21 protein-coding genes are annotated in these 22,486 nt (G+C 56.1%); 10 read left to right on the forward strand and 11 right to left on the reverse strand.

Going from position 1 to position 22,486, the window contains the following annotated elements; all coding sequences use genetic code 11:
- Nucleotides 1-12: 12 nt before the first annotated feature.
- The 5 genes from AO726_RS00165 to AO726_RS00185 form a co-directional block, all read right to left on the reverse strand.
- Entirely contained in the window at nucleotides 13-702 is a 690-nt protein-coding gene (locus AO726_RS00165) for an ABC transporter permease (RefSeq protein ID WP_058066042.1), read from the reverse strand.
- A gap of 111 nt (nucleotides 703-813) precedes the next feature.
- Nucleotides 814-1,593, reverse strand: a complete 780-nt coding sequence (locus AO726_RS00170) for an ABC transporter substrate-binding protein (protein WP_058066043.1) — start codon at nucleotides 1,591-1,593, stop codon at nucleotides 814-816.
- Nucleotides 1,594-2,046: 453 nt separating this feature from the next.
- Nucleotides 2,047-4,002 carry an acetate--CoA ligase gene (gene acs, locus AO726_RS00175; protein WP_058066044.1) on the reverse strand — a complete coding sequence of 652 codons (1,956 nt, stop codon included), beginning with the start codon at nucleotides 4,000-4,002 and terminating at the stop codon, nucleotides 2,047-2,049.
- A 272-nt stretch (nucleotides 4,003-4,274) separates the two neighbouring features.
- The gene (locus AO726_RS00180) at nucleotides 4,275-5,096 is read right to left on the reverse strand and encodes a DUF4824 family protein (protein ID WP_058066045.1); all 822 of its coding nucleotides are present in this window, start codon (nucleotides 5,094-5,096) and stop codon (nucleotides 4,275-4,277) included.
- Complete coding sequence (locus tag AO726_RS00185) at nucleotides 5,096-6,169, reverse strand: DUF2157 domain-containing protein (RefSeq protein ID WP_058066046.1); 1,074 nt, start codon at nucleotides 6,167-6,169, stop codon at nucleotides 5,096-5,098. Before AO726_RS00185 ends, AO726_RS00180 begins: the two co-directional genes overlap by 1 nt.
- A 287-nt stretch (nucleotides 6,170-6,456) precedes the next feature.
- Between AO726_RS00185 and AO726_RS00190 the strand changes: the two genes are divergently transcribed.
- Nucleotides 6,457-7,338: a DNA-3-methyladenine glycosylase family protein gene (locus AO726_RS00190; RefSeq protein WP_058066047.1), complete on the forward strand. Its 882-nt coding sequence runs from the start codon at nucleotides 6,457-6,459 to the stop codon at nucleotides 7,336-7,338.
- A 14-nt stretch (nucleotides 7,339-7,352) separates the two neighbouring features.
- On the opposite strand, the gene AO726_RS00195 is transcribed toward AO726_RS00190, so the two are convergent.
- From AO726_RS00195 to aroC, 4 genes are all read right to left on the reverse strand, one after another.
- The gene (locus tag AO726_RS00195) at nucleotides 7,353-7,544 is read right to left on the reverse strand and encodes a PLDc N-terminal domain-containing protein (RefSeq protein WP_058066048.1); all 192 of its coding nucleotides are present in this window, start codon (nucleotides 7,542-7,544) and stop codon (nucleotides 7,353-7,355) included.
- Nucleotides 7,545-7,614: 70 nt separating this feature from the next.
- Entirely contained in the window at nucleotides 7,615-8,163 is a 549-nt protein-coding gene (locus AO726_RS00200) for a hypothetical protein (RefSeq protein ID WP_058066049.1), read from the reverse strand.
- A 31-nt stretch (nucleotides 8,164-8,194) separates the two neighbouring features.
- Nucleotides 8,195-9,352, reverse strand: coding sequence for an MFS transporter (locus tag AO726_RS00205; RefSeq protein ID WP_058066050.1), 1,158 nt, complete (start codon nucleotides 9,350-9,352; stop codon nucleotides 8,195-8,197).
- A 69-nt stretch (nucleotides 9,353-9,421) separates the two neighbouring features.
- On the reverse strand, nucleotides 9,422-10,513 hold the full coding sequence (gene aroC / locus AO726_RS00210; protein ID WP_058066051.1) for a chorismate synthase: 1,092 nt from the start codon (nucleotides 10,511-10,513) through the stop codon (nucleotides 9,422-9,424).
- 159 nt (nucleotides 10,514-10,672) lie between these two features.
- On the opposite strand from aroC, the gene AO726_RS00215 reads away from it, so the two are divergent.
- Together AO726_RS00215 and AO726_RS00220 are read left to right on the forward strand one after the other, a co-directional pair.
- Nucleotides 10,673-11,644 carry an alpha/beta hydrolase gene (locus AO726_RS00215; RefSeq protein ID WP_058066052.1) on the forward strand — a complete coding sequence of 324 codons (972 nt, stop codon included), beginning with the start codon at nucleotides 10,673-10,675 and terminating at the stop codon, nucleotides 11,642-11,644.
- A gap of 69 nt (nucleotides 11,645-11,713) precedes the next feature.
- Nucleotides 11,714-12,502 carry a hypothetical protein gene (locus tag AO726_RS00220; protein ID WP_058066053.1) on the forward strand — a complete coding sequence of 263 codons (789 nt, stop codon included), beginning with the start codon at nucleotides 11,714-11,716 and terminating at the stop codon, nucleotides 12,500-12,502.
- Nucleotides 12,503-12,507: 5 nt separating this feature from the next.
- Here the strand turns inward: AO726_RS00220 and AO726_RS00225 are convergent, their stop codons facing one another.
- Entirely contained in the window at nucleotides 12,508-13,077 is a 570-nt protein-coding gene (locus AO726_RS00225) for a GNAT family N-acetyltransferase (protein ID WP_058066054.1), read from the reverse strand.
- Between the two features lie 138 nt (nucleotides 13,078-13,215).
- Here AO726_RS00225 and AO726_RS00230 point away from each other — a divergent pair, with 138 nt between their 5' ends.
- Both AO726_RS00230 and AO726_RS00235 read left to right on the forward strand, forming a co-directional pair.
- The gene (locus tag AO726_RS00230; RefSeq protein ID WP_206542493.1) at nucleotides 13,216-13,473 is read left to right on the forward strand and encodes a hypothetical protein; all 258 of its coding nucleotides are present in this window, start codon (nucleotides 13,216-13,218) and stop codon (nucleotides 13,471-13,473) included.
- 144 nt (nucleotides 13,474-13,617) lie between these two features.
- The gene (locus tag AO726_RS00235; protein WP_058066056.1) at nucleotides 13,618-17,100 is read left to right on the forward strand and encodes a hybrid sensor histidine kinase/response regulator; all 3,483 of its coding nucleotides are present in this window, start codon (nucleotides 13,618-13,620) and stop codon (nucleotides 17,098-17,100) included.
- Here AO726_RS00235 and prmB read toward each other — a convergent pair whose 3' ends face one another.
- Nucleotides 17,101-18,012 (reverse strand): 50S ribosomal protein L3 N(5)-glutamine methyltransferase, encoded by a 912-nt coding sequence (gene prmB / locus AO726_RS00240; RefSeq protein WP_241492054.1) that lies wholly within the window; start codon nucleotides 18,010-18,012, stop codon nucleotides 17,101-17,103.
- A 192-nt stretch (nucleotides 18,013-18,204) separates the two neighbouring features.
- Between prmB and AO726_RS00245 the strand changes: the two genes are divergently transcribed.
- The 5 genes from AO726_RS00245 (at nucleotide 18,205) to AO726_RS00265 (ending at nucleotide 22,453) form a co-directional block, all read left to right on the forward strand.
- On the forward strand, nucleotides 18,205-18,801 hold the full coding sequence (locus tag AO726_RS00245; RefSeq protein ID WP_058066058.1) for a cysteine hydrolase family protein: 597 nt from the start codon (nucleotides 18,205-18,207) through the stop codon (nucleotides 18,799-18,801).
- Between the two features lie 91 nt (nucleotides 18,802-18,892).
- Complete coding sequence (locus AO726_RS00250; protein WP_058066059.1) at nucleotides 18,893-19,213, forward strand: hypothetical protein; 321 nt, start codon at nucleotides 18,893-18,895, stop codon at nucleotides 19,211-19,213.
- Between the two features lie 78 nt (nucleotides 19,214-19,291).
- On the forward strand, nucleotides 19,292-19,849 hold the full coding sequence (locus AO726_RS00255) for a Smr/MutS family protein (protein WP_058066060.1): 558 nt from the start codon (nucleotides 19,292-19,294) through the stop codon (nucleotides 19,847-19,849).
- 84 nt (nucleotides 19,850-19,933) lie between these two features.
- The gene (gene folE, locus AO726_RS00260; RefSeq protein WP_058066061.1) at nucleotides 19,934-20,482 is read left to right on the forward strand and encodes a GTP cyclohydrolase I FolE; all 549 of its coding nucleotides are present in this window, start codon (nucleotides 19,934-19,936) and stop codon (nucleotides 20,480-20,482) included.
- 327 nt (nucleotides 20,483-20,809) lie between these two features.
- A complete protein-coding gene (locus AO726_RS00265) occupies nucleotides 20,810-22,453 on the forward strand; it encodes a malate:quinone oxidoreductase (RefSeq protein WP_082629013.1) in 1,644 nt (547 codons plus the stop codon).
- Nucleotides 22,454-22,486 lie beyond the last annotated feature (33 nt).

Raw genomic sequence — 22,486 nt, forward strand, 5'->3', positions numbered from 1 at the left:
CTGCGCCCTCTCTTACAGCTCAGCGGCTTTGATGCCGACCGAATAGCGTTTTTCCAGGTAACGCAGGGCCAGCAGGGACACACTGGTAATCACCAGATACAAGCCTGCCACTGCCAGGTAAAACGTGAATGGCTCACGGGTAGCGTCCGCTGCACTTTTGGCCTTGAACATCATGTCTTGCAAGCCAACCACCGAAATAAGCGCAGTAGCCTTGGCCAACACCAGCCAGTTATTGGTAAACCCCGGGATCGCGAAGCGGATCATCTGCGGAACCAGAATCCGGAAAAATACCTGACGGTTACTCAAGCCATAGGCCAGACCTGCTTCAGCCTGACCCTTAGGGATCGCCATAAAGGCTCCACGGAACGTCTCTGACAGGTATGCCCCGAAGATAAAGCCCATCGTGAATACACCGGCAACAAACGGATTAATGTCGATGTAATCGTCATAACCAACCATGGGGGCCAAGCGATTCACCATATCCTGACCTCCATAGAAGATCAGCAGGATCAAAACCAGATCAGGGATACCGCGAATGACGGTGGAGTATGTCTCACCCAGAATAGACAGCCACTTCACCGGAGACAGCCGGCAAGCCGCCCCCAGCAGCCCGAGAACAATCGCAACCGCCATCGACGTCAGCGCAAGCGCCAGAGTGACCCAAGCCCCTTCAAGGATGGTTAAGCCGTAGCCGTTAAGCATGCACCGCCTACCTCATACAAACGCAGAGCGCCTGAAACAGAATGAAAAAAGTGGCGCAAACCCTTAATCACGGTTTACGCCACTTTCTAAAACCTCAGAGAGCTGGACGTATCAGTTGCCGTATACGTCAAAGCCGAAGTATTTGTCCTGTACTTCCTTGTACTTACCATTGGCACGGATCGCCAGAATGGCCGCACTGATCTTCTCAGCGAGCACTTTGTCACCTTTACGCACAGCAATGCCCTGACCTTCACCAAAGTACTTCACATCCGTGAAATCCGGCCCCACAAAGGCGAAGCCCTTACCAGCGTCAGTCTTCAGGAAGCCATCCTCGATGTTCACCGAGTCAGCCAGCGTTGCATCCAGACGCCCAGCAGTGAGATCCAGGAAAACCTCATTCTGCGAGGTGTAACGGACAATTTCAGCACCATCTTTGGCCAAAACATCAGTGGCGTAACGGTCGTAAACGGAAGAACGCTGCACACCGATCTTTTTACCTTTCAGATCAGTTTTCACATCATTCAGCACCGCACCCTCTTTCATCGCCAGCTTGGCGGGCGTGGCGTAGTACTTGCCGGTGAAATCAACTGAACGCTTGCGGTCTTCAGTGATGGACATCGAAGACAGCACAGCGTCGAACTTACGGACTTTCAGCGCCGGGATGAGGCCATCGAACTCCTGCTCGATCCATTTGCACTCAACCTTCATTTCCTCGCACAGCGCTACACCGATGTCGTAATCAAAACCACTGATCTTTCCATCCGGAGTTTTAAACGCAAACGGCGGATAGGCCGCCTCAATACCGATGCGCAGAGGCTTGGCTTCATCTGCAATAACCAGCGGAGACAGCATAGACAGCGCCAGCGCGCCGAGCAGTGCAATCTTCTTCATTAATTAACTCCTTGGATGGGCTCGCCTACCCGCATGAGCAGGATGGATGACCGATAACCATGCATGAATTGTAGTGGGGCGCCAGCCTGAATGCGCACAGCGCAAGCGGCATCAGACGAGTGAGCGGCATTCTATCTACGACGACAAAGTCGATATTTCTCGAATGCGACAAGTAATTACAAAAGCCCAAGAGGCCCAAGGCAGGCATATTGACACAGAATGCCGAACATGCTTGAGAGATTTTTATCAAACCTAGCGTAAAAGCAATATACGCGCCAAGCCCAAGAAACCACTAATTTCAGGGCTGCTCGGGCCAACGCCACCCAATGCGGCATACACAATGAGTAAATTCTGCACCTGAATGTGTCACAACGACCCAATCTGGTTCGCGCAATGAAAACGCCCCGCACAGCTTATGGCCATGCAGGGCGTTCATACTATCGAGCAGCCGGATCAGGCAACACTCATCTCACGGTGTGTATCAATCAAATGTTGCACCACACCAGGATCAGCCAGCGTGGAGATATCACCCAGGCTGTCGTACTCAGCCGTTGCAATCTTGCGCAGGATTCGGCGCATAATTTTGCCCGAGCGGGTTTTCGGCAGCCCCGGCGCCCACTGAATCACATCAGGCGTGGCAATTGGACCAATCTCCCTGCGTACCCAGTTTCTCAGCTCCATACGCAGCTGCTCTGAAGCTTCCTCGCCACCATTGAGGGTGACGTAGACATAGATGCCCTGCCCTTTAATGTCATGCGGAACACCCACAACAGCAGCCTCGGCCACTTTCGGGTGAGCCACCATCGCACTCTCAATCTCGGCGGTGCCCATACGGTGACCGGAGACGTTGAGCACGTCATCAACACGGCCGGTGATCCAGTAGTAGCCGTCTTCGTCACGACGCGCGCCGTCACCAGTGAAGTACATACCCTTAAAGGTCTTAAAGTAGGTATCCACGAAGCGGTCGTGATCGCCGTACAACGTACGCGCCTGTCCCGGCCAGGAATCGATGATGACCAGATTGCCTTCGGTGGCACCGTCCAGCAGATTACCCAGATTGTCGACCAGCGCAGGCTGAACACCAAAGAACGGACGGGTTGCCGAACCCGGTTTAAGCGCAGTTGCGCCAGGCAACGGACTGATCAGAATGCCGCCGGTCTCGGTCTGCCACCACGTATCAACAATCGGGCAGCGCTCCTGACCTACAGTCTTGTAGTACCAACTCCACGCTTCCGGGTTAATCGGCTCGCCCACCGAACCTAGCAGACGCAAGCTGGAACCATCAGCACCCTGAACTGCAGCCGAACCCTCTGCCATCATTGCGCGGATTGCAGTCGGTGCGGTGTAGAGGATGTTCACCTTGTGCTTGTCGATAATCTTCGATACGCGGGTGATGTCCGGATAGTTAGGAATACCTTCAAACAGCAGCGTCGTCGCACCGTTCGCCAGCGGGCCGTAAACAATATAGCTGTGGCCCGTGACCCAACCCACATCCGCGGTGCACCAATAAACCTCGCCCGGGCGGTAATCAAACACACGCTCATGGGTCATCGATGCATACACCAGATAACCACCAGTGGTGTGCAGAACACCTTTCGGCTTGCCGGTCGAACCCGAGGTATAAAGGATGAACAGCGCCTCTTCTGCACCCATTTCTTTCGGCGCACAGTGATTGGAGGCAACTGCCATCAGGTCTTCAAACCAGATATCACGGTGCTGATTCCACTTGATGTTGCCGCCGGTGCGCTTGCAGACAATCACCTTCTGCACGCTGTGGGTCTCAGGATTGGTCAAAGCATCGTCGACGTTGGCTTTCAGCGGGGTTTTCTTGCCACCACGCACGCCTTCATCTGCGGTAATGACCACCTTGGATTTGCAGTCGATGATCCGCCCGGCAAGCGCCTCAGGCGAGAAGCCTCCAAACACCACCGAGTGAATGGCACCGATACGTGCACAAGCCAGCATGGCGACGACCGCTTGCGGAATCATCGGCATGTAGATGGTGACCACATCACCACGGTGCACATCCTGGCCGCGCAATGCGTTGGCAAACTTGCAGACTTGCTCGTGCAGCTGACGGTATGTGATTTCCTGATGCTCGGAAGGGTCGTCACCTTCCCAGATAATTGCTACCTGGTCGCCACGCTCTTCAAGATGACGGTCCAAGCAGTTGTAAGAAACGTTCAGGGTGCCGTCAGCAAACCATTTGATATCGACGTGGTGATCATCAAAAGATGTTTGCTTGACCTTAGTGAAGGGCTTGATCCAGTCGATCCGCTTGGCCTGCTCACGCCAGAAACCATCCGGGTTGATAATCGACTGCTGATACATAGCTTTATAGGTCGCCTCATCAGTCAGCGACGCAGCAGCCACCTCAGGGCGCACGGGATACAAGGACGCAGCACTCATTGAAAATACCTCGGTGGGCAGTTGTTGTTCTGACTGTAATTGTGGAGTCAGAGCCCTATCCACGGGCATTCGACCATGGTCTTAGCGCGCTGCGACGATAGTCTAAGCAGATTTGTCAGACAAAAAAATGGCGACCTAAAGGTCGCCACAGGAGATCCATTCCGGGGTAGGACTGGACAAATGTTCACCCACAGATCACGCAGACACTGGGAGCTCCGCAAGTCTGGAGAAGACGCCTCAACACGCCAATTCAACGAAGGTCGTACAACTACTCACTGCGCCAAACGCTGAGCACTCAACAACCAGGGTTCCAGGCGACTTCCCCAGGCAATACTGGCGGTAAAGGCTCTTTCGCCCTGCTGCCCGCTCACCCAAGCGTCATCAGTGAAGATGTGACGGTAGTTTCGTGGAACAGATATTCGCTGAACAACTGGCCTGGCATAGGCGTAATAACTGCATTCCTGTTCACCGTTATATGAGGCAGCAACTCCCAGCCTGAACTGCGCCCCAATCACCGCATAACGCGATGTATCAGAATACTGTGCTCGCAGCGCCTGGCGATCCAATCCCAAATCAACAGCAAACAGACGGCTAGCTACATTGAGCTCATGCGAAAGGGCTTTGTCAGCCTCTTTGAGCGCCTTCTGCAGCGCTTCCGATTGGGGCTTAGCTCTCAATTGGGCAGCAGCCTGTCGTTGGACAGCACGCGCTTCGTCCAAGCTCCGTCGATACGCCATCCCGTTCATTTCCAACACCAGAAACCCCGTTCTGACCTGCCGCCGCTGGCTATCCATTAGTTCACAACCACCTTGCCCCGGATCAACCGCAAATCCTAAGTCCGGCAAGTGCTCAGCCGGAATACGCGACTCCTGCGCACTCTGCCCAAACCAACGGTAACCGAGCCACAGATTAACCGTGCGGGTAGATAGACCCGCCTGGCTTCTCAGGGAAGATCCCAACTCCCTGTTTGACAAGGTCAGTACACTGTCGGCGGGCTGCTCTCGATTACTGTAAGCCCCAACCAAGACCGCAGCATTAACCCCCACTACGAGCGCCAACCCCATCAGTAGCGCATTACGACTACGACGCGCCATCACACACCTCCATTGCGAAAGCCGTTGCGATAGCGCAGGCGGCGCAACACCAACAAAACCGCCACTGCGAATGCCCCCACCATGAGGAAGAACAGGTAGCTGGGCAGATAATCCCAGAACCAATCCACCATCTTCATAAACAGGAACAACACGAAATAACCCACACTGAGGTTGATCACCTCTGGCCAGTCACGGCGAATGCCCAGGTAAATCAAGACAACAGCCAAGGCAAATCCAATAAATTGGTACAGCACCTCGACCGTATCGGCAGACAACGGCAGAACGCTGCCCTGCCCCCAATACGACAAGCACAGCACTGGAATCAGAACCCCTAGCATGCCAATGGCTCTGTAGACTTCGGCGAAGCCATCAAACTGGCGCTGCCGCAACACAAATGACAGGGCAAAAATCACAACACCTGGCAGCATGAAACTCTCAGGCAGCTCTGCTAAATCATCCCATGCCACCCCGCCAAGTGTAGCCAGCCAAGATGCGGCAAAAATCCCTGCGCAACCCACCCCCAAAATCAGCAATAACCGCGAATTACAGCCATACGCAAGCAAAAGCCCGTACGCCGCCCATGGCAAAAACGCCTCAGCAGAAGGCTCGATATTGAAAATGTCCCCCAGCAAAACCAGATTCAGGACAAAACTGGTAAACGCCACCAACGCCGCCAACTTGCTGAAATAGCCCGTCCCATCCAGACGCTGCAACACAAAGGTCAGGCAGCAGGTCGCCAAACTCGTCGCAACCAGCACAACCACTTGCGTGGTTGGCGTAAAGTCAGCCCAAAACTGCTGAAACAGGAAGAACACACTCGCCGCCAAGGCCAAGGCCCCGAGCAATGAAGCGATACGCATACCCAAAGAAAGCTGGCGCGTCTGCCGATCACGGTCGATATCAAACGCTTCCAGATAACGGTTGAGCAATTGCTCCTGATAACGATGCAGATTGCTGCGCTGCTGGTCCGATAAATGCAGCACACCCTCACCTTCAAGCCGGCCTAATTCACGGTTGAAAATACCTATTTCATCTGCGCGTTTTTGTGCATCGCTGCGGCTAACAGTCGCCATATCGATCCTTGTAGCGGTCCATTTGTTGGTTGAATGTACTTCACTATGACGAATGAACGTAAATTCCAGACACGCCACTAGCATGTTCTTCACACGCCCAGACATGGCCCCATTCCCAGCAAACCGAACCCACCCTAAATTTCCGGGTAGTCTTTAACGCAACCGTTTGCCTGCATGAGCCCTAGACAGACTCATCGACCGTTCGTACAAATGCCCGTGCAATGTATTGACCGTCATAGGCATTCTGAAACGTGCCACGCACAACCAATTACGCCAAATCAATCGCCATGGTCACCTCAGCCCAGCAACGCCTGCTTTATCATCCCCCATGGAACTGGCAACAGTTTCACGACCATTACGCCCTACGCGCCTTGCCTGGGGTTGAGCACCTGGCCGAGCGTGCCTATAGCCGAAGTGTCCAGCTAAATGGTGTCAGCGGCTGGTTTCGAGTTGAGGCACTTAGCGATCAACCCGCCATTCAATTAACAGTCAGCTCCAGCCTGCATGAGTCCTGGTCAGATCTGATCCCCCGTGTGCGGCGTATGTTTGATCTGGATTGCCAGCCGACAGTTATTGCACAGCACCTCTCCCGCGACCCTTTGCTGAGCCAACTGGTCGCCCGTCACCCCGGCCTGCGCTTGCCCACTGCTTGGGATCCGTTTGAACAAGCTGTGCGGGCAATCGTTGGGCAGCAAGTGACGGTCAAAGCCGCCGTCACCATCACCAACCGTTTGATCGCACGGCTTGGTCGCGACTTGATCGCAACTGAGGCACCCCATTTGCTGCGCCTCTTTCCCAGCGCCGTAGCCATTGCAGATGCGGATTTAACTGGAATCGGTATGCCTACACGTCGCGTGAATTGCCTGCAGCACTTCGCCACACAGGTGGCGTCCGGCGTCCTGACTTTAGATGTCCGACAAGGCCATACGGCCTTTGTTGAAAAGCTATGCTGCCTACCGGGAATTGGCCCGTGGACAGCTGAATACATTGCCCTGCGCGCATTTGGCGAGGCCGATGCGTTCCCAGCCAGTGACTTAGGTCTGCTTAAGGCACCGATTTGGGGAGCATCCGGCATCAGCGCCAAACAGCTACAGGCCCGGGCAGAAGACTGGCGCCCCTGGCGGGCCTATGCGGCGGCATATTTGTGGCAGGACTATTCGGCAAACTAAGTCCTGCCGTTCCTTTACAACTTGACCGTGCCCTTGGGGCCCAGCAGTGCCCAGATAATCAGGCCAACCACTGGCAGCAGCACGATCAAGATGATCCACAACACCTTAATCCCGACTTCGGCATTGCTTTTGATGACGCTGATGATCGCCCAGATATCCAGCGCCAAAATCACCAAGCCCAACAGCCCGCTAAATGTAGAGCCCATACGTGTCACTCCTGTTTAAAAGGTTTACCTCTTCAGGATAGACACTCTGTTGAGTAATGCTGAACGCCTGTCAGAACTGATCAAAGCGGAAAAAGCGCCCGGCGAAATCCCCTTCTACCACCTCAAATGCAGGCACCTGCTCCGTCTCAAACAGGCGTGCCAGAGCGAAACGCGGGTTTTCGCCGCCATCCAGCCAGAAAGGAGTATTGGCAGGCACCACTACTAAACCCTGCTTCTCCAGCACCACACCGTAAATATACTCACCCAGGTTGAGCATCAACTGGCAGCGCCCAGCCAGCGCATACACCACCTGTCTCGCTGCACAGCGTTGTTCGACACGCAAGCTATCGGCCAGCGGACTGCCCTCAGCACGCTCATCACACACACTCAGCACCTGAGCGCTGGCCATACCATGGGCTGCCTGCAGCTGCTCAAGCTGCGCCTGACTGGACGCTAGCAGAGCCTCTTCCGGCTCACCGGGGCTCACCCGTTTCTGTACTGGAACTTCGGCAAATGTGATGCCAGCCGCAGCGAGCGTGCTGGTAATGTCTTCCACATGGGTCAGCAGCTTGTTTGGCACCTGCGGGGTGGATTGGTGAAAAACGATCAGGCTGCTCATATCAAATACTCTTCAAAAAATGGAATTTGGATCAGGCAGCGTCAACCCGCTGATTACCCACATAGCGGACGGTAATCACTGCGGCCGCCACTGCAAACACGCTGGCGATGCTGAAGGTCCAGGCAGCGCCCAGCCCATGCCAGCTATAACCGGAGTACAAAGCCCCCAGTGCTCCACCAACACCCGCCAGCGCAGCGTACAACGCTTGCCCCTGCCCTTGCAGGCGCTCAGGAAAACTGCGCTGAACAAAATGCATGGCCGCCGCGTGAAAACTGCCAAAGGTGGCTGCGTGCATCACCTGCGCGAACAACAGCACAGTCACATGATCAGCCAGATTGCCCAGCAACAGCCAGCGCACTGCGGTAATCAAAAAGCTCGCTGTCAGCACCGTGCTCAACGAAAACCGAGCAAGAATTCGCGCCATAAAGATAAACATCACAATCTCAGCCATCACTCCCAGCGCCCAAAGCTGACCAATGGTACTGCGGGCATAGCCGAGGCTCTCCAGATGCAGGCTGAGGAAGGTGTAATACGGCCCATTACTCAGTTGCATCAACCCAGCGCAAAGATAGAACGCTCGAATCTGCGGCTGCCACAGCAACTTGAGAAATCCACCATGGTGCCCGCTACTGCGTGCCTGCGCTTGCACCCTGGGTACCCACAAGCTGGCCAGCACAATGCCGGCCATAATCAGCACCAGTGCCCACGGATAAGCATCCAAGCTGACCTGCTCAAAGAGCCAGCCGAGGCCTGCCACTGCGACGATAAAACCAATGCTGCCCCACAGCCGAATCTGGCTGTAACGCTCAGCCTTATCGCGCAAATGAGCAAAGGTAATCACCTCAAACTGCGGCAATACGGCGTGCCAGAAGAACGCATGCAGGGCCATGATCAGCGCCAGCCAGGCATAACTCTGGCTGAAGAATATCCCGGCGAAACTCAGTAACGTGCAGATCGCACCAAAACGCACAATCGCCAGGCGCCGCCCGGTGTAATCCCCCAACCAACCCCAGATATTCGGCGCAAAACAGCGCATCAACATGGGAATGGCCACCAGCTCGCCAATGCGCGCAGCGGAAAAACCCAGATGATCGAAATACAGCGACAGAAACGGCGCTGTAGCTCCAAGCAGGGAGAAATAGAAGAAGTAGAAACCGGAGAGACGCCAATAAGGCAGTTCAGTTTTCATGTCAGAGGCTCAACGGCCATCCGCAGCCCAAACAGGAAAGGCCGGGACTTGCCCGGCCTGGATTACAGATCAAAGTTGCGGCAAAACCGGGGTGCTCACCCGTACATCAGCGTTCTGCGCGCGGTGGCGCAGCTGGTGATCCATCAGTACGATGGCCATCATCGCCTCAGCAATAGGTGTGGCACGAATGCCAACACATGGATCGTGGCGACCTTTGGTGATCAGATCCTGTGGGTTGCCATTGATATCAATGGTTCGGCCCGGAGTGGTGATGCTGGAAGTCGGCTTCAACGCCAGATGGGCAACAATCGGCTGGCCACTGGAAATGCCGCCGAGGATGCCGCCCGCGTTGTTGGACAGGAAACCTTCAGGGGTCAGCTCATCACGGTGCTCAGTGCCACGCTGGGCCACTGACGCGAAACCTGCACCGATCTCTACACCTTTAACCGCGTTGATGCTCATCAGGGCGTGGGCCAGCTCTGCGTCCAAACGGTCGAAAATCGGCTCGCCCAAACCGGGTTTGACGCCTTCAGCGACGACTGTGATCTTCGCCCCGACCGAGTCCTGATCGCGACGCAGTTGGTCCATGTAGGCTTCCAGCTCCGGCACCTTGTCCGGGTCCGGGCAGAAGAAGGCATTCTGCTCAACGCTGTCCCAGGTTTTGAACGGAATCTCGATCGGCCCGAGTTGGCTCATATAACCGCGTACCACAATGCCCTGAGTGGCCAGGTACTTCTTGGCAATCGCACCGGCGGCCACACGCATGGCGGTTTCACGAGCCGAACTGCGGCCACCGCCACGGTAATCACGGATACCGTATTTGTGGTGATAGGTGTAATCCGCATGGGCTGGGCGGAAGGAATCTTTGATCGCGGAGTAGTCTTTAGACTTCTGGTCGGTGTTGCGGATCAGCAAACCGATGGAGCAGCCGGTGGTTTTGCCTTCAAAAACGCCGGAGAGAATCTCAACCAGGTCATCTTCCTGACGCTGGGTGGTGTGGCGACTAGTACCCGGCTTGCGGCGATCCAGATCACGCTGCATGTCTTCAATGCTCAGCTCCAGCCCCGGCGGGCAGCCATCAACAATGGCGACCAGCGCCGGGCCATGGCTTTCGCCAGCGGTGGTGACAGTAAACAGCTTGCCGTAGGTATTGCCGGACATGTGCAAAACGCTCCGCGAAAATCAGCCCAGAGCCCGCGCGCAGGACGCGGCACTCCACTAAAGTATAGCGTGCGAGTATAACCGCGGTGCCGATTCAGTTCACGCCGAACCTTAGGCCGAGTTGTGCATCCAAGTAACTCCTCCCGGTAGTCATTCACTATGTTGCGAGCACTTCTCTTGTCTCTCCTCCTCGGCAGCGCTCTGGCTCAGGCCAGTCCTCAGACCAGCACCCAACTGCCCATGCGCCTGCAAACCGAACAGGGCACCTTGTTCGGCACCCTGTTAAAGCCCGCTGGCGAACCGCCACATACCGTCGCCCTGCTCATCGCAGGCAGCGGTCCGACTGATCGCGATGGCAATAACCCCGAAGGTGGCATGAACGACAGCCTCAAACGTCTGGCGCAAAGCTTGGCCAAACAAGGCATTGCCAGCCTGCGCTATGACAAACGTGGCGTTGCCGCCAGCCGCGCCGCTACACCCAACGAGCAAGACCTGAGCGTGGAGGCCTACGTCAATGATGCGATTGCCTGGGGCCACCTACTCAGGCAGGACCCGGACTTCAGCAACTTGGTGTTAATCGGCCACAGCGAAGGCGCGCTGATTGCCAGCCTGGCAGCCCCAGAAGCGCAAGCCTCAGCCGTGGTCTCTCTGGCCGGGACTGGGCGACCGATTGATCAAGTACTGCGCGAGCAAATTGCCACCCGCCTGCCGCCCGCATTACGTGCGCAGAGCAACACCATTCTTGACCAGCTACTTGCAGGCCAGACCACCGAGCAAATCCCTGAGCAGTTGCAAGTGCTATTCAGACCCAGCGTGCAACCCTATCTGATCTCCCTGCTGCGCCAGAATCCGGCAGAAGCCTTTGCCCGCCTACGCATTCCTGCCCTGATTGTGCAAGGCAGTCACGATATTCAGGTCAGTATTGAAGATGCCCTGGCTCTCAGCGCTGCAAAGCCTGACGCCGAGCAGATATTGGTTTCCGGTATGAACCATGTCCTGCGCATCACCAAGGCCGATCTGCAGTCGCAAATTGCCAGTTACAACAATCCAAAACTACCGCTGGCAGCGGGTTTGGGTGAAACTATCGGGCAATTTATTAAGCGCAATAGCAATGAGCCACCCTCTAGTTAGTACCAAAATGGCCGATAAGCGCAGAAACCAGGCGATCAATCAGTAAGATCGCGTATAGGACAGCCGTTTATGACCGACACAACCGCGCCAGAAGCAGACGCTTCTGCTGAAAATCAAGAATTCGAAGAGGCGCATCCTTGGGCTGAGTTGCCACCTGAGGAGTTTCGCCTACTGCGTTTGGCTCCACTGCCAGTAGACAAAGTCACCGGCCCGCGCCCGCTGCGCTTTATCCAATTGGGCCGCGTTGAGCGAAGTGACAAGTTCGACAGCCTTCTGCGTCTGACCCTGCACCTGCCTGACCAGCACGTACATAAAGAACAGAATGTTGTGGAAGTCTGGGCCAATCATGAGGAAAAGATCATCCGTTTCGGCCCCGACAAAGGCCTATCTACCGTGCCTGAAAACCGTGGCCTTGGCCGTTTTATGCTGGCCCAGTGCGCAGCGTGGGCACGTCGAAACTACGCCCACTACCAAGTAGCACCAATAGTCCTGCCCAGTAAGGATGCCTTCAGTGAAGACGCTCGCACCCGCCGCGACCATGCCCTGATGGCACAAGGATTTACCATTGAGTACCCGGACCCGTTGCAGATGAAGGCCCAATGCACAGCCCAACGGGTAAGTTCACTGCATCCCGACTGGAATAAAGAGAAGGTACAGATCCTGAGCCTAGTCGATGCGGCCAGCATGCTTGAGCAAGCCGACCACAACCTACATGAGCAAGACAATAAAATCCGCAAGCTGGAAGAGCGCATTGCCACATACAAACGTGAAGACGGCGGCCTGCGCTTCACCATCGCTTGTCTGGTGGTTTTCAGCGTCTTCCAGGCATCCTTATTAATCTGGATCGCAACTAACTGAATACCTCAGCTATTGAAGCGCTGCTCCAGCTGGCGCTTCACCGCTGGCCACTCTTCGTCGGTAATGCTGAACATAACCGTGTCATCCAAACGGCCATCGGCCAGACGACGATGATTACGCAACACCCCTTCACGGCGTGCACCAAGCTTCTCAATCGCCCGCTGTGAACGCACATTACTGGCGGCGGTTTTCAGTTGCACACGAACCATGTTCCAGCCTTCGAAAGCGTGCCTGAGCATCAGATATTTGAGCATGCTGTTGAGGCCCGTACCGTGCTGCTTCTGATCCAGCCATGTCCAACCGATTTCGGCACTGGGCAAACTGTTGTTGAAGTCGGCAAAGCGCGTCGTACCAACGATTTCATTACCAAGGCGCACCACAAACACAATCGCAAGACCATCCCGCTGATTCGCAAGTGCCTCGCGGTACCAGTCCAGGCGGAGCGTCCCGCTCATGTAGCGGTGTTCCTGGCGATTGCTTTCCGCCAACGTGACCAGCGCCGGAATATCGGCTTCGGCCAGCGGCTCAATCCGTAGCGCTCCACGCTGAAGGGTGACCAGTTGTGGCTTAAACATGATGTTGCCTCGGCGCTTAACAAAATGAATACGTATGTGAATGCGGGTGTCTGCTAGTAGGCTTTTGTGCAAAGATATTGCACAAAAGTTCAGCTATGGACCTGAAGTACGATGCTTGTATCCCTATTCGAGTGGTTCATGATCAACCCTGCCCGTTTTATGGTGGCAATCTCAGTTTGTTTCAGCTTCATCATCATCAAGGCCGAGTATGAAGGACGCCGCTCAGGTGGTTCAGGCTGGCTGGTCTTGTTCAGAATGGTAGTGGGCAGCATCTTCATGCTCTTAACTGCTGTAGTTGCAGCATTTTTTGGCGGAATTGGTGCCTTCTTTGGCTATCTTTTTCTGCAGCTAATGGTCTGCATCGTAATTCCTGCTCTTGTTGTTGAAGCCATCTGACGCCTGCTCAGCGGAAGCAGACTCGACCTTAGTCGCCCCATCAATAGGCACACTGAGAAACGTCTTCGCCTGAATTTGCAGTATTCTCACTGCCTTTCAGGCGTCAAACTGGTTGTTAAACCGTCGTTCTCTTCAGGAGTGTGCATGACCCTCTCCAGCGGGCTGATTGCCGTTGTTGCCCTGCTCTACATGGCAGTGTTGTTTGCCATCGCCTTCTATGGCGATCGCCGGGCCAAACCCTTGCCGCCCAAACTGCGCGCTTGGGTCTACAGCTTATCGCTTGCGGTGTACTGCACCAGCTGGACCTTTTTCGGCTCGGTTGGCCAGGCTGCGGAGCAAGTCTGGCAGTTCCTACCGATCTACCTTGGGCCAATCATCATTATGGTTTTTGCACCTTGGGTGCTGAAAAAAATGGTGATGATCAGCAAACAGGAAAACATCACCTCAATCGCCGACTTTATTGCCGCGCGCTATGGAAAATCGCAGACCCTTGCCGTTGTGGTGGCGCTGGTCTGCCTGGTTGGTGTCCTGCCTTACATTGCCTTGCAGCTCAAAGGCATTGTGCTCGGTGTCAACCTGCTGATTGGTGAAGACGCCCAGGTGATCGGCACCAACGCTCAGGACACCGCGCTAGTGGTTTCGCTGATCCTAGCGCTTTTCACCATCTTGTTCGGCACGCGTAACCTGGATGTGACCGAACACCATCGCGGCATGGTATTGGCGGTAGCCTTTGAGTCACTGGTCAAGCTGCTGGCCTTTCTCGCCGTAGGTGCCTTTGTGACCTACGGCATGTACGACGGCTTTGATGACCTGATCAAGCAGGCCAAAGCCACCAATGAATTGCAGGGGTACTGGCAGGAAAGCGTGAATTGGCCAGCCATGTTGGTACAGACCGGACTGGCCATGATCGCCATTGTCTGCCTGCCCCGGCAATTTCACGTTACGGTAGTTGAAAACACTGAGCCAAAAGACCTTAACCTCGCCCGCTGGGTGTTCCCGGCTTACCTAATTCTGGCTGCACTGTTTGTGCTGCCCATCGCCCTGGCCGGAAAAATGCTGTTCCACAGCGGCATCAGCCCAGACTCGTTCGTAATCAGCCTGCCCCTGGCCCAGTCACACCCAACCCTGGCGCTATTGGCCTTTATCGGCGGTGCTTCAGCCGCAACCGGCATGGTGATTGTTGCCTCGGTGGCGCTCTCGACCATGATCTCCAACGACATGCTGCTGCCATGGTTGCTGCGCCGCCAGAACACCGAACGACCTTTTGAGGCCTTCCGCCATTGGATGCTCACCGCTCGCCGGGTCAGCATTGTGCTGATTCTGCTACTGGCCTACGTCTGTTACCGCCTGCTTGGTTCCAACGCCAGCCTCGCCACCATCGGCCAGGTCTCTTTTGCCGCCATCGGCCAGCTGGCACCGGCCATGTTCGGCGCCTTAGTGTGGAAACAGGCCAACCGTCAGGGCGTATTTGCCGGTCTGGGCCTGGGCGCGCTGATATGGCTGTACACCCTGGTCATGCCACTGGTTGCCAGTAGCGTCGGCCTGCCGCTAGACGTTTTGCCTGGCTTGCCAACCCTGCTCTACTCGCCCATCGGCGTTGATGTTGACCCACAAACACGCGGCGTTGTGCTGTCACTGGCGGGCAACTTCATCCTGTTTGCCTGGGTATCCTCATTCTCCCGTACACGGGTGACGGACCACTGGCAGGCTGGTCGCTTTATCGGCAATGACCTCGGCAGCCGCTCAAGTAACCGCAACCTACTGGCCGTTCAGGTCAGTGACCTGCTTCTGCTGGCCAGTCGTTTTGTCGGCGAGGAACGGGCCCAGCAGAGTTTTGTCCGCTATGCCCGGCGTCAGGGCAAACCCTTTGATCCCAACCAACCATCAACCAGTGACTGGGTGGCCCATACCGAACGACTGCTGGCTGGTGTACTGGGCGCATCCTCAACCCGCGCCGTGGTTAAAGCCGCGATCGAAGGCCGTGAAATGCACGTCGAAGATGTGGTGCGCATCGTCGACGAAGCCTCGGAAGTGCTGCAGTTCAACCGCGCCCTGCTGCAAGGGGCGATTGAAAACATCACCCAAGGCATCAGCGTGGTAGACCAGTCCCTGCATCTGGTGGCTTGGAACCGCCGCTATATCGAATTGTTCGAGTACCCCGAAGGCCTGATTTATGTCGGCCGACCGATTGGCGACATCATCCGCTTCAACGCTGAACGAGGCCTGCTTGGTGCCGGCGATATTGATGCCCACGTCAACAAACGTCTGTACTGGATGCGCCAGGGAACAGCACACACATCCGAGCGGCTGTTCCCCAATGGTAGGGTGATCGAGCTGATTGGAAATCCCATGCCCGGCGGTGGCTTCGTGATGAGTTTCACTGACATCACCGAATTCCGCGAAGCAGAACGAGCCCTTAAAGAGGCCAATGAAAGCCTGGAGCAACGGGTACTCGAGCGCACTCAGGAGCTGTCACTTCTGAACCTGGCGCTGATCGATGCCAAGGGCAATGCGGAGAACGCTAACCAGTCCAAGACCCGTTTTCTTGCGGCTGTCAGTCATGATCTGATGCAGCCCCTGAACGCCGCCCGCCTGTTCTCCGCCGCCCTGTCCCACCACGAACAGGAACTCCCCAAGGACACTCGGGAGCTGGTCCGCCATCTGGACAGCTCCCTGCGCTCGGCTGAAGACCTGATCAGCGACCTGCTGGATATTTCCCGGCTGGAGAATGGTCGCATTACCCCGCAGCGCCAGGCGTTTGCGCTGAACAATCTGTTCGACACCCTTGGTGCCGAATTTAAGGTACTGGCCGCTGAGCAAGGCGTGGTTTTCCGTCTGCGCGGCAGTCGACAACTGATCAACAGTGACATCAAACTGCTACGACGGATTCTGCAGAACTTCCTGACCAACGCCTTCCGATATGCCAAAGGTCACGTCCTGCTAGGTGTGCGTCGCAGCGGCAACAGCTTGCGCCTGGAAGTGTGGGATCGAGGCCCAGGAATCCCGGAAGAAAAGCGCAAAGTGATCTTTGAAGAGTTCAAGCGTTTGGACAGCCACCAGACCAGGGCCGAAAAAGGCCTTGGACTGGGCCTGGCCATTGCTGACGGCCTTTGCCGGGTGCTCGACCACCGCTTAGAAGTACGTTCGTGGCTGGGTAAAGGCAGCGTATTCAGCGTGACAGTGCCAGTAGCCGCCGTGACTGAAACTCCCCGTCAGGAGCCTCGCCGAGCAAAAGAAGCTGGAACTCAAGCACTCGCCGGCACCCGCGTGCTCTGCATCGACAACGAGGACACCATCCTGACTGGCATGGACAGCTTACTCTCGCGCTGGGGATGCCAAGTGTGGACAGCGCGTAACCGCCTGGAATGCGAGCACCTGCTGAGCGAGGACATGCGTCCGCAAGTGGTGCTGGTGGACTATCACCTGGACGACGGCGATACCGGCACGAACCTGATGAACTGGGTGCGCGAACACCTTGAGGAAAACGTACCTGGCGTGGTCATCAGCGCAGATGGCCGCCCGGAACTGATTGCCGAAGTGCGTGCGGCCGGGCTTGAGTTCCTGCCCAAACCGGTCAAGCCTGCCGCCTTACGCGCCTTGCTCAACCGTTTTCTCAGCCTGCGATGATCAGCCGTTCAGACGCTCACGGAAGAGCGCCTGATGCTCACGGCACTGTTTGGCACCGAGCAGAAATACGCCGTGACCACCACGGCTGAATTCCAGCCAAGTGAAATCTACTTCCGGGTACAAAGCTTCGACATGAACCTGGCTATTGCCCACCTCAACGATTAATACGCCCTGCTCATTGAGATGATCGGCCGCCTCAGCCAGCATGCGTCGCACCAGATCCAGGCCATCATCACCACAAGCCAGCCCCAGCTCGGGCTCGTGCTGGTACTCAGGCGGCATGTCGGCAAAGTCCTCTGCATCCACATAAGGCGGGTTAGACACAATCAGATCGAAGCGCTGCCCTGGCAGACCGGCAAATCCATCGCCCTGCACGGTATAAACACGCTCGCCCAGCTCGTGCCGTTCGATATTCTGGTTGGCCACTTCCAGCGCATCGAAGGACAGATCGCCCAGCACCACTTCAGCCTCCGGGAACTCGTACGCACAGGCAATACCGATGCAACCCGAGCCGGTGCACAAATCGAGAATCCGCGTCGGTTCTTTAGGCAGCCACGGGGCGAAGTGCTGGTCGATCAGCTCAGCAATCGGCGAGCGCGGGATAAGCACGCGCTCATCTACGATAAACGGCAGCCCACAGAACCAAGCCTCACCAAGCAGATAAGCCGCCGGTACACGCTCCTCAATACGCAGTCGCAACAACTCGCGCAGATTGACCTGTTCGTCATCTTCAAGACGGCAGTCGAGGTAGCTGTCAGCGATTTCATACGGCAGATGCAGCGCCCCCAGAACTAGCTGGCGAGCCTCATCCCAGGCGTTGTCAGTGCCGTGCCCAAAGAACAAGCCCGCGCCGTGAAACTGTGTCACGGCCCAACGAATGTAATCGCGCACTGTCCGCAGCCGGGTGGTCAAGGCGTTAGGGATGTCGGTCACAATTACTCTCCGCAGATAAAAACCCGGCATTGTAGCCCATTCTGCTTTCTGGCGAGCCAGTTGGCCACGGTTCGAGAAAAACCGATACCTGCACAATATCAATTCGTAAAGGTTCACATAAACCCGGCTGCGGGCGAGAATAGCCTACTCGTCCAGTCTGGAGTTTATGACATGACCATTCCACAGACGCTGCTTGCTTTGACAGGTCGCACCCACGCCCCTGCCAACCTGCGCAATGCGACCCTGATCGTGATTGACGCACAGGAGGAATACCGCAGCGGCGTGTTGAAATTACCAGGTCTGGATGCTGCCCTGGCTGAGATCACCCAACTGCTCAAGGCCGCGCGCACACTGGGCCGCCCTATAGTCCACGTCAAGCACATGGGCATCCCTGATGGCTTGCTCGACCCGCGCGGACCACGCGGTTATCACCTACCTGAAGCTGCTCCGTTGGCTGGCGAGACAATCATTGAAAAACGCTTGCCCAATGCGTTTTCCGGCACCCAGCTGCACGACACCTTGCAGGCCATCGGAAATCTGGACCTGATTGTCTGCGGTTTTATGACCCACTCCAGCATCAGCACCACAGTTCGGGCCACTAAGGACTTCGGCTATCGCTGCACCGTCGTAGACGCAGCCTGTGCTACCCGCGACCTACCAACACCTGACGGACAGATCATCAGCGCCGCAGATATGCACCGCACCGAAATCGTTGCCCTGGCCGATAATTTCGCCGCCGTTGTCCCTGACGCCCGCTCGCTGATCTGAGTTAATAAACAGCAACACCGTTCAACAGAGCAGGTTGAACCTGCTCTGCTTCCTCAGGTCTCACCGCTGAGACTATAAAAGAGGAAGCGCAATGAAGCTCTCCGATGATTTTGATCCGCGCTGCTTGCGCTCACGCAAACCGGGAACCTGGCGCTCACGTTTGGGAACCGCTGTGGCAATCCTGTTCATCCTGCTTTCCATCATTCTGCTTGCGACCGGTTCCACCAGCCTGGTCAGCCAGCCTGCTGAACTGACCGAACTTAACGATAACCCGGCCGCCGCACGCATCATGGTCTTTACCGGAGTAATGTCCTTACTCATCGGCGTCTTTATCTGGCGCCTGTGCCGCCGTCGCCTGCGCCGTGACAACAGTCTGAGTCTTTCGCCCCACCTGATGAAACGCCGCGACTGAGGCCAATAATGGATCGTCCGCGAATGCAGCATTTCCCCCTGATCCTTGGGTAAACTAGCGGGATTCGTGGAGGCACCGATGCAAGACGACGATTTTTCCCTGTTCAGAGCCGAGCTGCGCGGCGTAAAACCCATCAAACATGACCGCGCAGACACCGGCAAACCCAAGCCCAACAAGGCGCAGCTGACCACATTGCGGCAGGCGGCCACTGCCAGTGTCAAAACCATCAAAGTTGACGGGCTGTCTGATCAGTTCGTAATTGATGTCGACCCGGAAGACGTCTTGTACTGGGCGGGTAACGGCGTGCAGGAAGGCCAGATGCGCAAACTCAAGCTGGGCCAGATCCCCTTTGAAGGCTCACTGGATCTGCACGGCATGACCGTGGAGCAAGCGCGCGACACGCTGTGGGAGTTCATTGCCGAGGCCAATCGCCTGGAAGTCCGCTGTGTGCGCGTTACCCACGGCAAGGCTCAGCGCAAAAATGGCCGGGGCCCGATGATTAAAAGCCACGTCAACACCTGGCTACGCCAGCACCCACAAGTGCTCGGCTTCACCTCATGCCAAGCCAAACACGGCGGAACCGGGGCGGTCTACGTGATGCTCAAACGCCTGATGATGGACGGACGCGACGACTAAGCTGACGCCACTGACAAGCACTACACTTGCCAGTGCCTAACCTGCGCCCTAACCTGCGCACTTTGAAAGACCAACGAGATTCCCATGTCCCTGGAACAAAACTACACCGCTATCCTTGGCCAGCTCGGCGAGGACGTTTCCCGCGAAGGCCTTCTGGATACGCCAAAACGTGCCGCTAAAGCCATGCAGTACCTGTGCCGCGGCTACCAGCAGACGCTGGAAGAAGTCACCAACGGCGCACTGTTCAGCTCCGATAACAGCGAAATGGTGCTTGTGAAAAATATCGAGCTCTACTCCCTGTGTGAGCATCACTTGCTGCCCTTTATTGGCAAAGCCCACGTGGCTTACATCCCTGATGGCAAAGTACTGGGCCTGTCCAAAGTCGCGCGTATCGTCGACATGTACGCCCGCCGCCTGCAGATCCAGGAAAACCTCAGTCGTCAGATTGCCGAGGCTATTCAGCAAGTCACCGGTGCGTTGGGCGTTGCCGTGGTTATTGAAGCCCAGCACATGTGCATGATGATGCGCGGCGTAGAAAAGCAGAACTCCTCCATGGTCACTTCGGTGATGCTCGGTGAATTCCGGGAAAACCCGGCTACCCGCAGCGAATTCCTCAGCCTGATCAACGGCTGAAACCTAAAAAACCGGCCTACGCCGGTTTTTTATTGCCTGTTATCGCAATTACAGCCTTATCTTGGCGAAAAACCGCCAACACCCCCTCCGAAATTGGGACCTAATGGCGGATATCCACCACATCACTTGCCCATAGCTACAATCAGCAGCCGCTCTGTAGCAGGCTGGCACATTTCCTGCCTTCCTCGACCTGCACCTGCCTCTTGGCCCTCCACAAAGGGCGCACCGCCGGCAGGCAGTCACTGTTAGTAACTGGACGAGCGCGACAGCAATATGTGCGCGCCGACCTAAACTGGTTACTACCCCTACCATGGAATGGCATTCCCTATGAAAAAAATACTTTTGTCCTTGCTCTGTGTAAGCGTCATCGGTTGCTCCAAGCAGCCAGACGCTGACTCCACCGTCGATGTAGTGCTCATTGGTGGCGGCATCATGAGTGCCACATTGGGCACCTACCTCACTGAACTGCAGCCAGACTGGAAGGTTGAGGTTTTCGAGCGCCTCGACCAAGTTGCCGCCGAAAGCTCTAACCCCTGGAACAACGCAGGCACTGGCCACTCCGCCTTTGCCGAACTGAACTACACCTCCGAACAGGCCGATGGCAGCATCGACATCAGCAAAGCCGTGGCGATCAACGAATCGTTCGAGATCTCAAAGCAGTTCTGGGCCTATCAGGTTACCCAAAAGGTCCTCAACAACCCTTCCAGCTTCATTAACAACACACCGCACATGAGCTTTGTATGGGGAGACGACAACGTCGAATTCCTCAAAAAGCGCCATGCGGCGTTGCAACACAGCACCCTGTTCCGTGGCATGGAATATTCCGAAGACCCGCAACAGATTAAACAGTGGGTACCTCTGATCATGGAGGGCCGCGATCCGAGCCAGAAAATCGCTGCTACACGCATGTCTATCGGAACGGATGTGAACTTCGGTGAAATCACCCGTCAGCTGTTCAGCTCACTTGCGCAAAAAGACACGGTAAAGATCAACCTGAAGCACGAAGTCCGCGACCTCAAGCGCAATGCTGACGGAACCTGGAATGTTGTCGTGGCCGATCTCGGCAACGCAGAGGCGGAAAAGGTCGTCAAAGCCAAGTTCGTATTTATCGGTGCCGGTGGTGCCGCTCTGAAGCTGCTGCAGAAATCCGGTATCAAAGAAGCAGACGGCTATGCGGGCTTCCCGGTAGGCGGCTCCTTCCTCGCCACCAGCAACCCGGAGATTGTCTCCAAGCACCTGGCCAAGGTGTACGGTAAGGCCTCAGTCGGCTCCCCGCCCATGTCAGTACCGCACTTGGACACCCGCGTGATTGACGGCAAGAAAGTACTGCTATTCGGACCGTTCGCAACCTTCTCCACCAAATTCCTGAAAAATGGTTCGCTGCTGGATATGTTTGGCGCCATTACCACCCACAACATCAGCCCGATGCTGAGTGCAGGCTGGGACAACATCCCACTTAGCACCTACCTGATCGGCCAACTGATGCTCACGGACGACGATCGCCTGGCTTCGCTGCGCGAGTACTTCCCAGAGGCTAAAGCGGCCGACTGGAAACTGATCCAAGCCGGACAGCGCGTGCAGATCATCAAGAAAGACCCACAACACGGCGGTGTGCTGCAGTTCGGCACTGAGGTCGTCAGCGCTGAAGATGGCAGCATCGCAGCCCTTCTGGGCGCTTCACCTGGCGCCTCAACAGCAGCTCCGATCATGCTCTCGCTGATTGAGAAAACCTTCAAAGAGAAGGTTAAAACGCCGGAATGGCAGGCCAAACTCGCGGAAATTATTCCGACTTATGGTCAGAAGCTGAACGGTAATCTCGAACTGACCAATCAGACCCGCGCCTGGAGCAGCGAGCGTCTGGGTCTGCCGTTTGTTGAGGTTCAGCCGGAGGGCCGTCCCGTTCCACAAGCCAACACGGACGCGACTAGCTCAAACGCCGACTCAGAGAACAGCAAGTCGACGGCACTGTGACCCGTTAAACCACTGCAGGAGCCCGAAAACGGG

Origin of the sequence: Pseudomonas sp. TTU2014-080ASC, assembly GCF_001446935.1 — a bacterium.
Taxonomy (GTDB): Bacteria; Pseudomonadota; Gammaproteobacteria; order Pseudomonadales; family Pseudomonadaceae; genus Aquipseudomonas.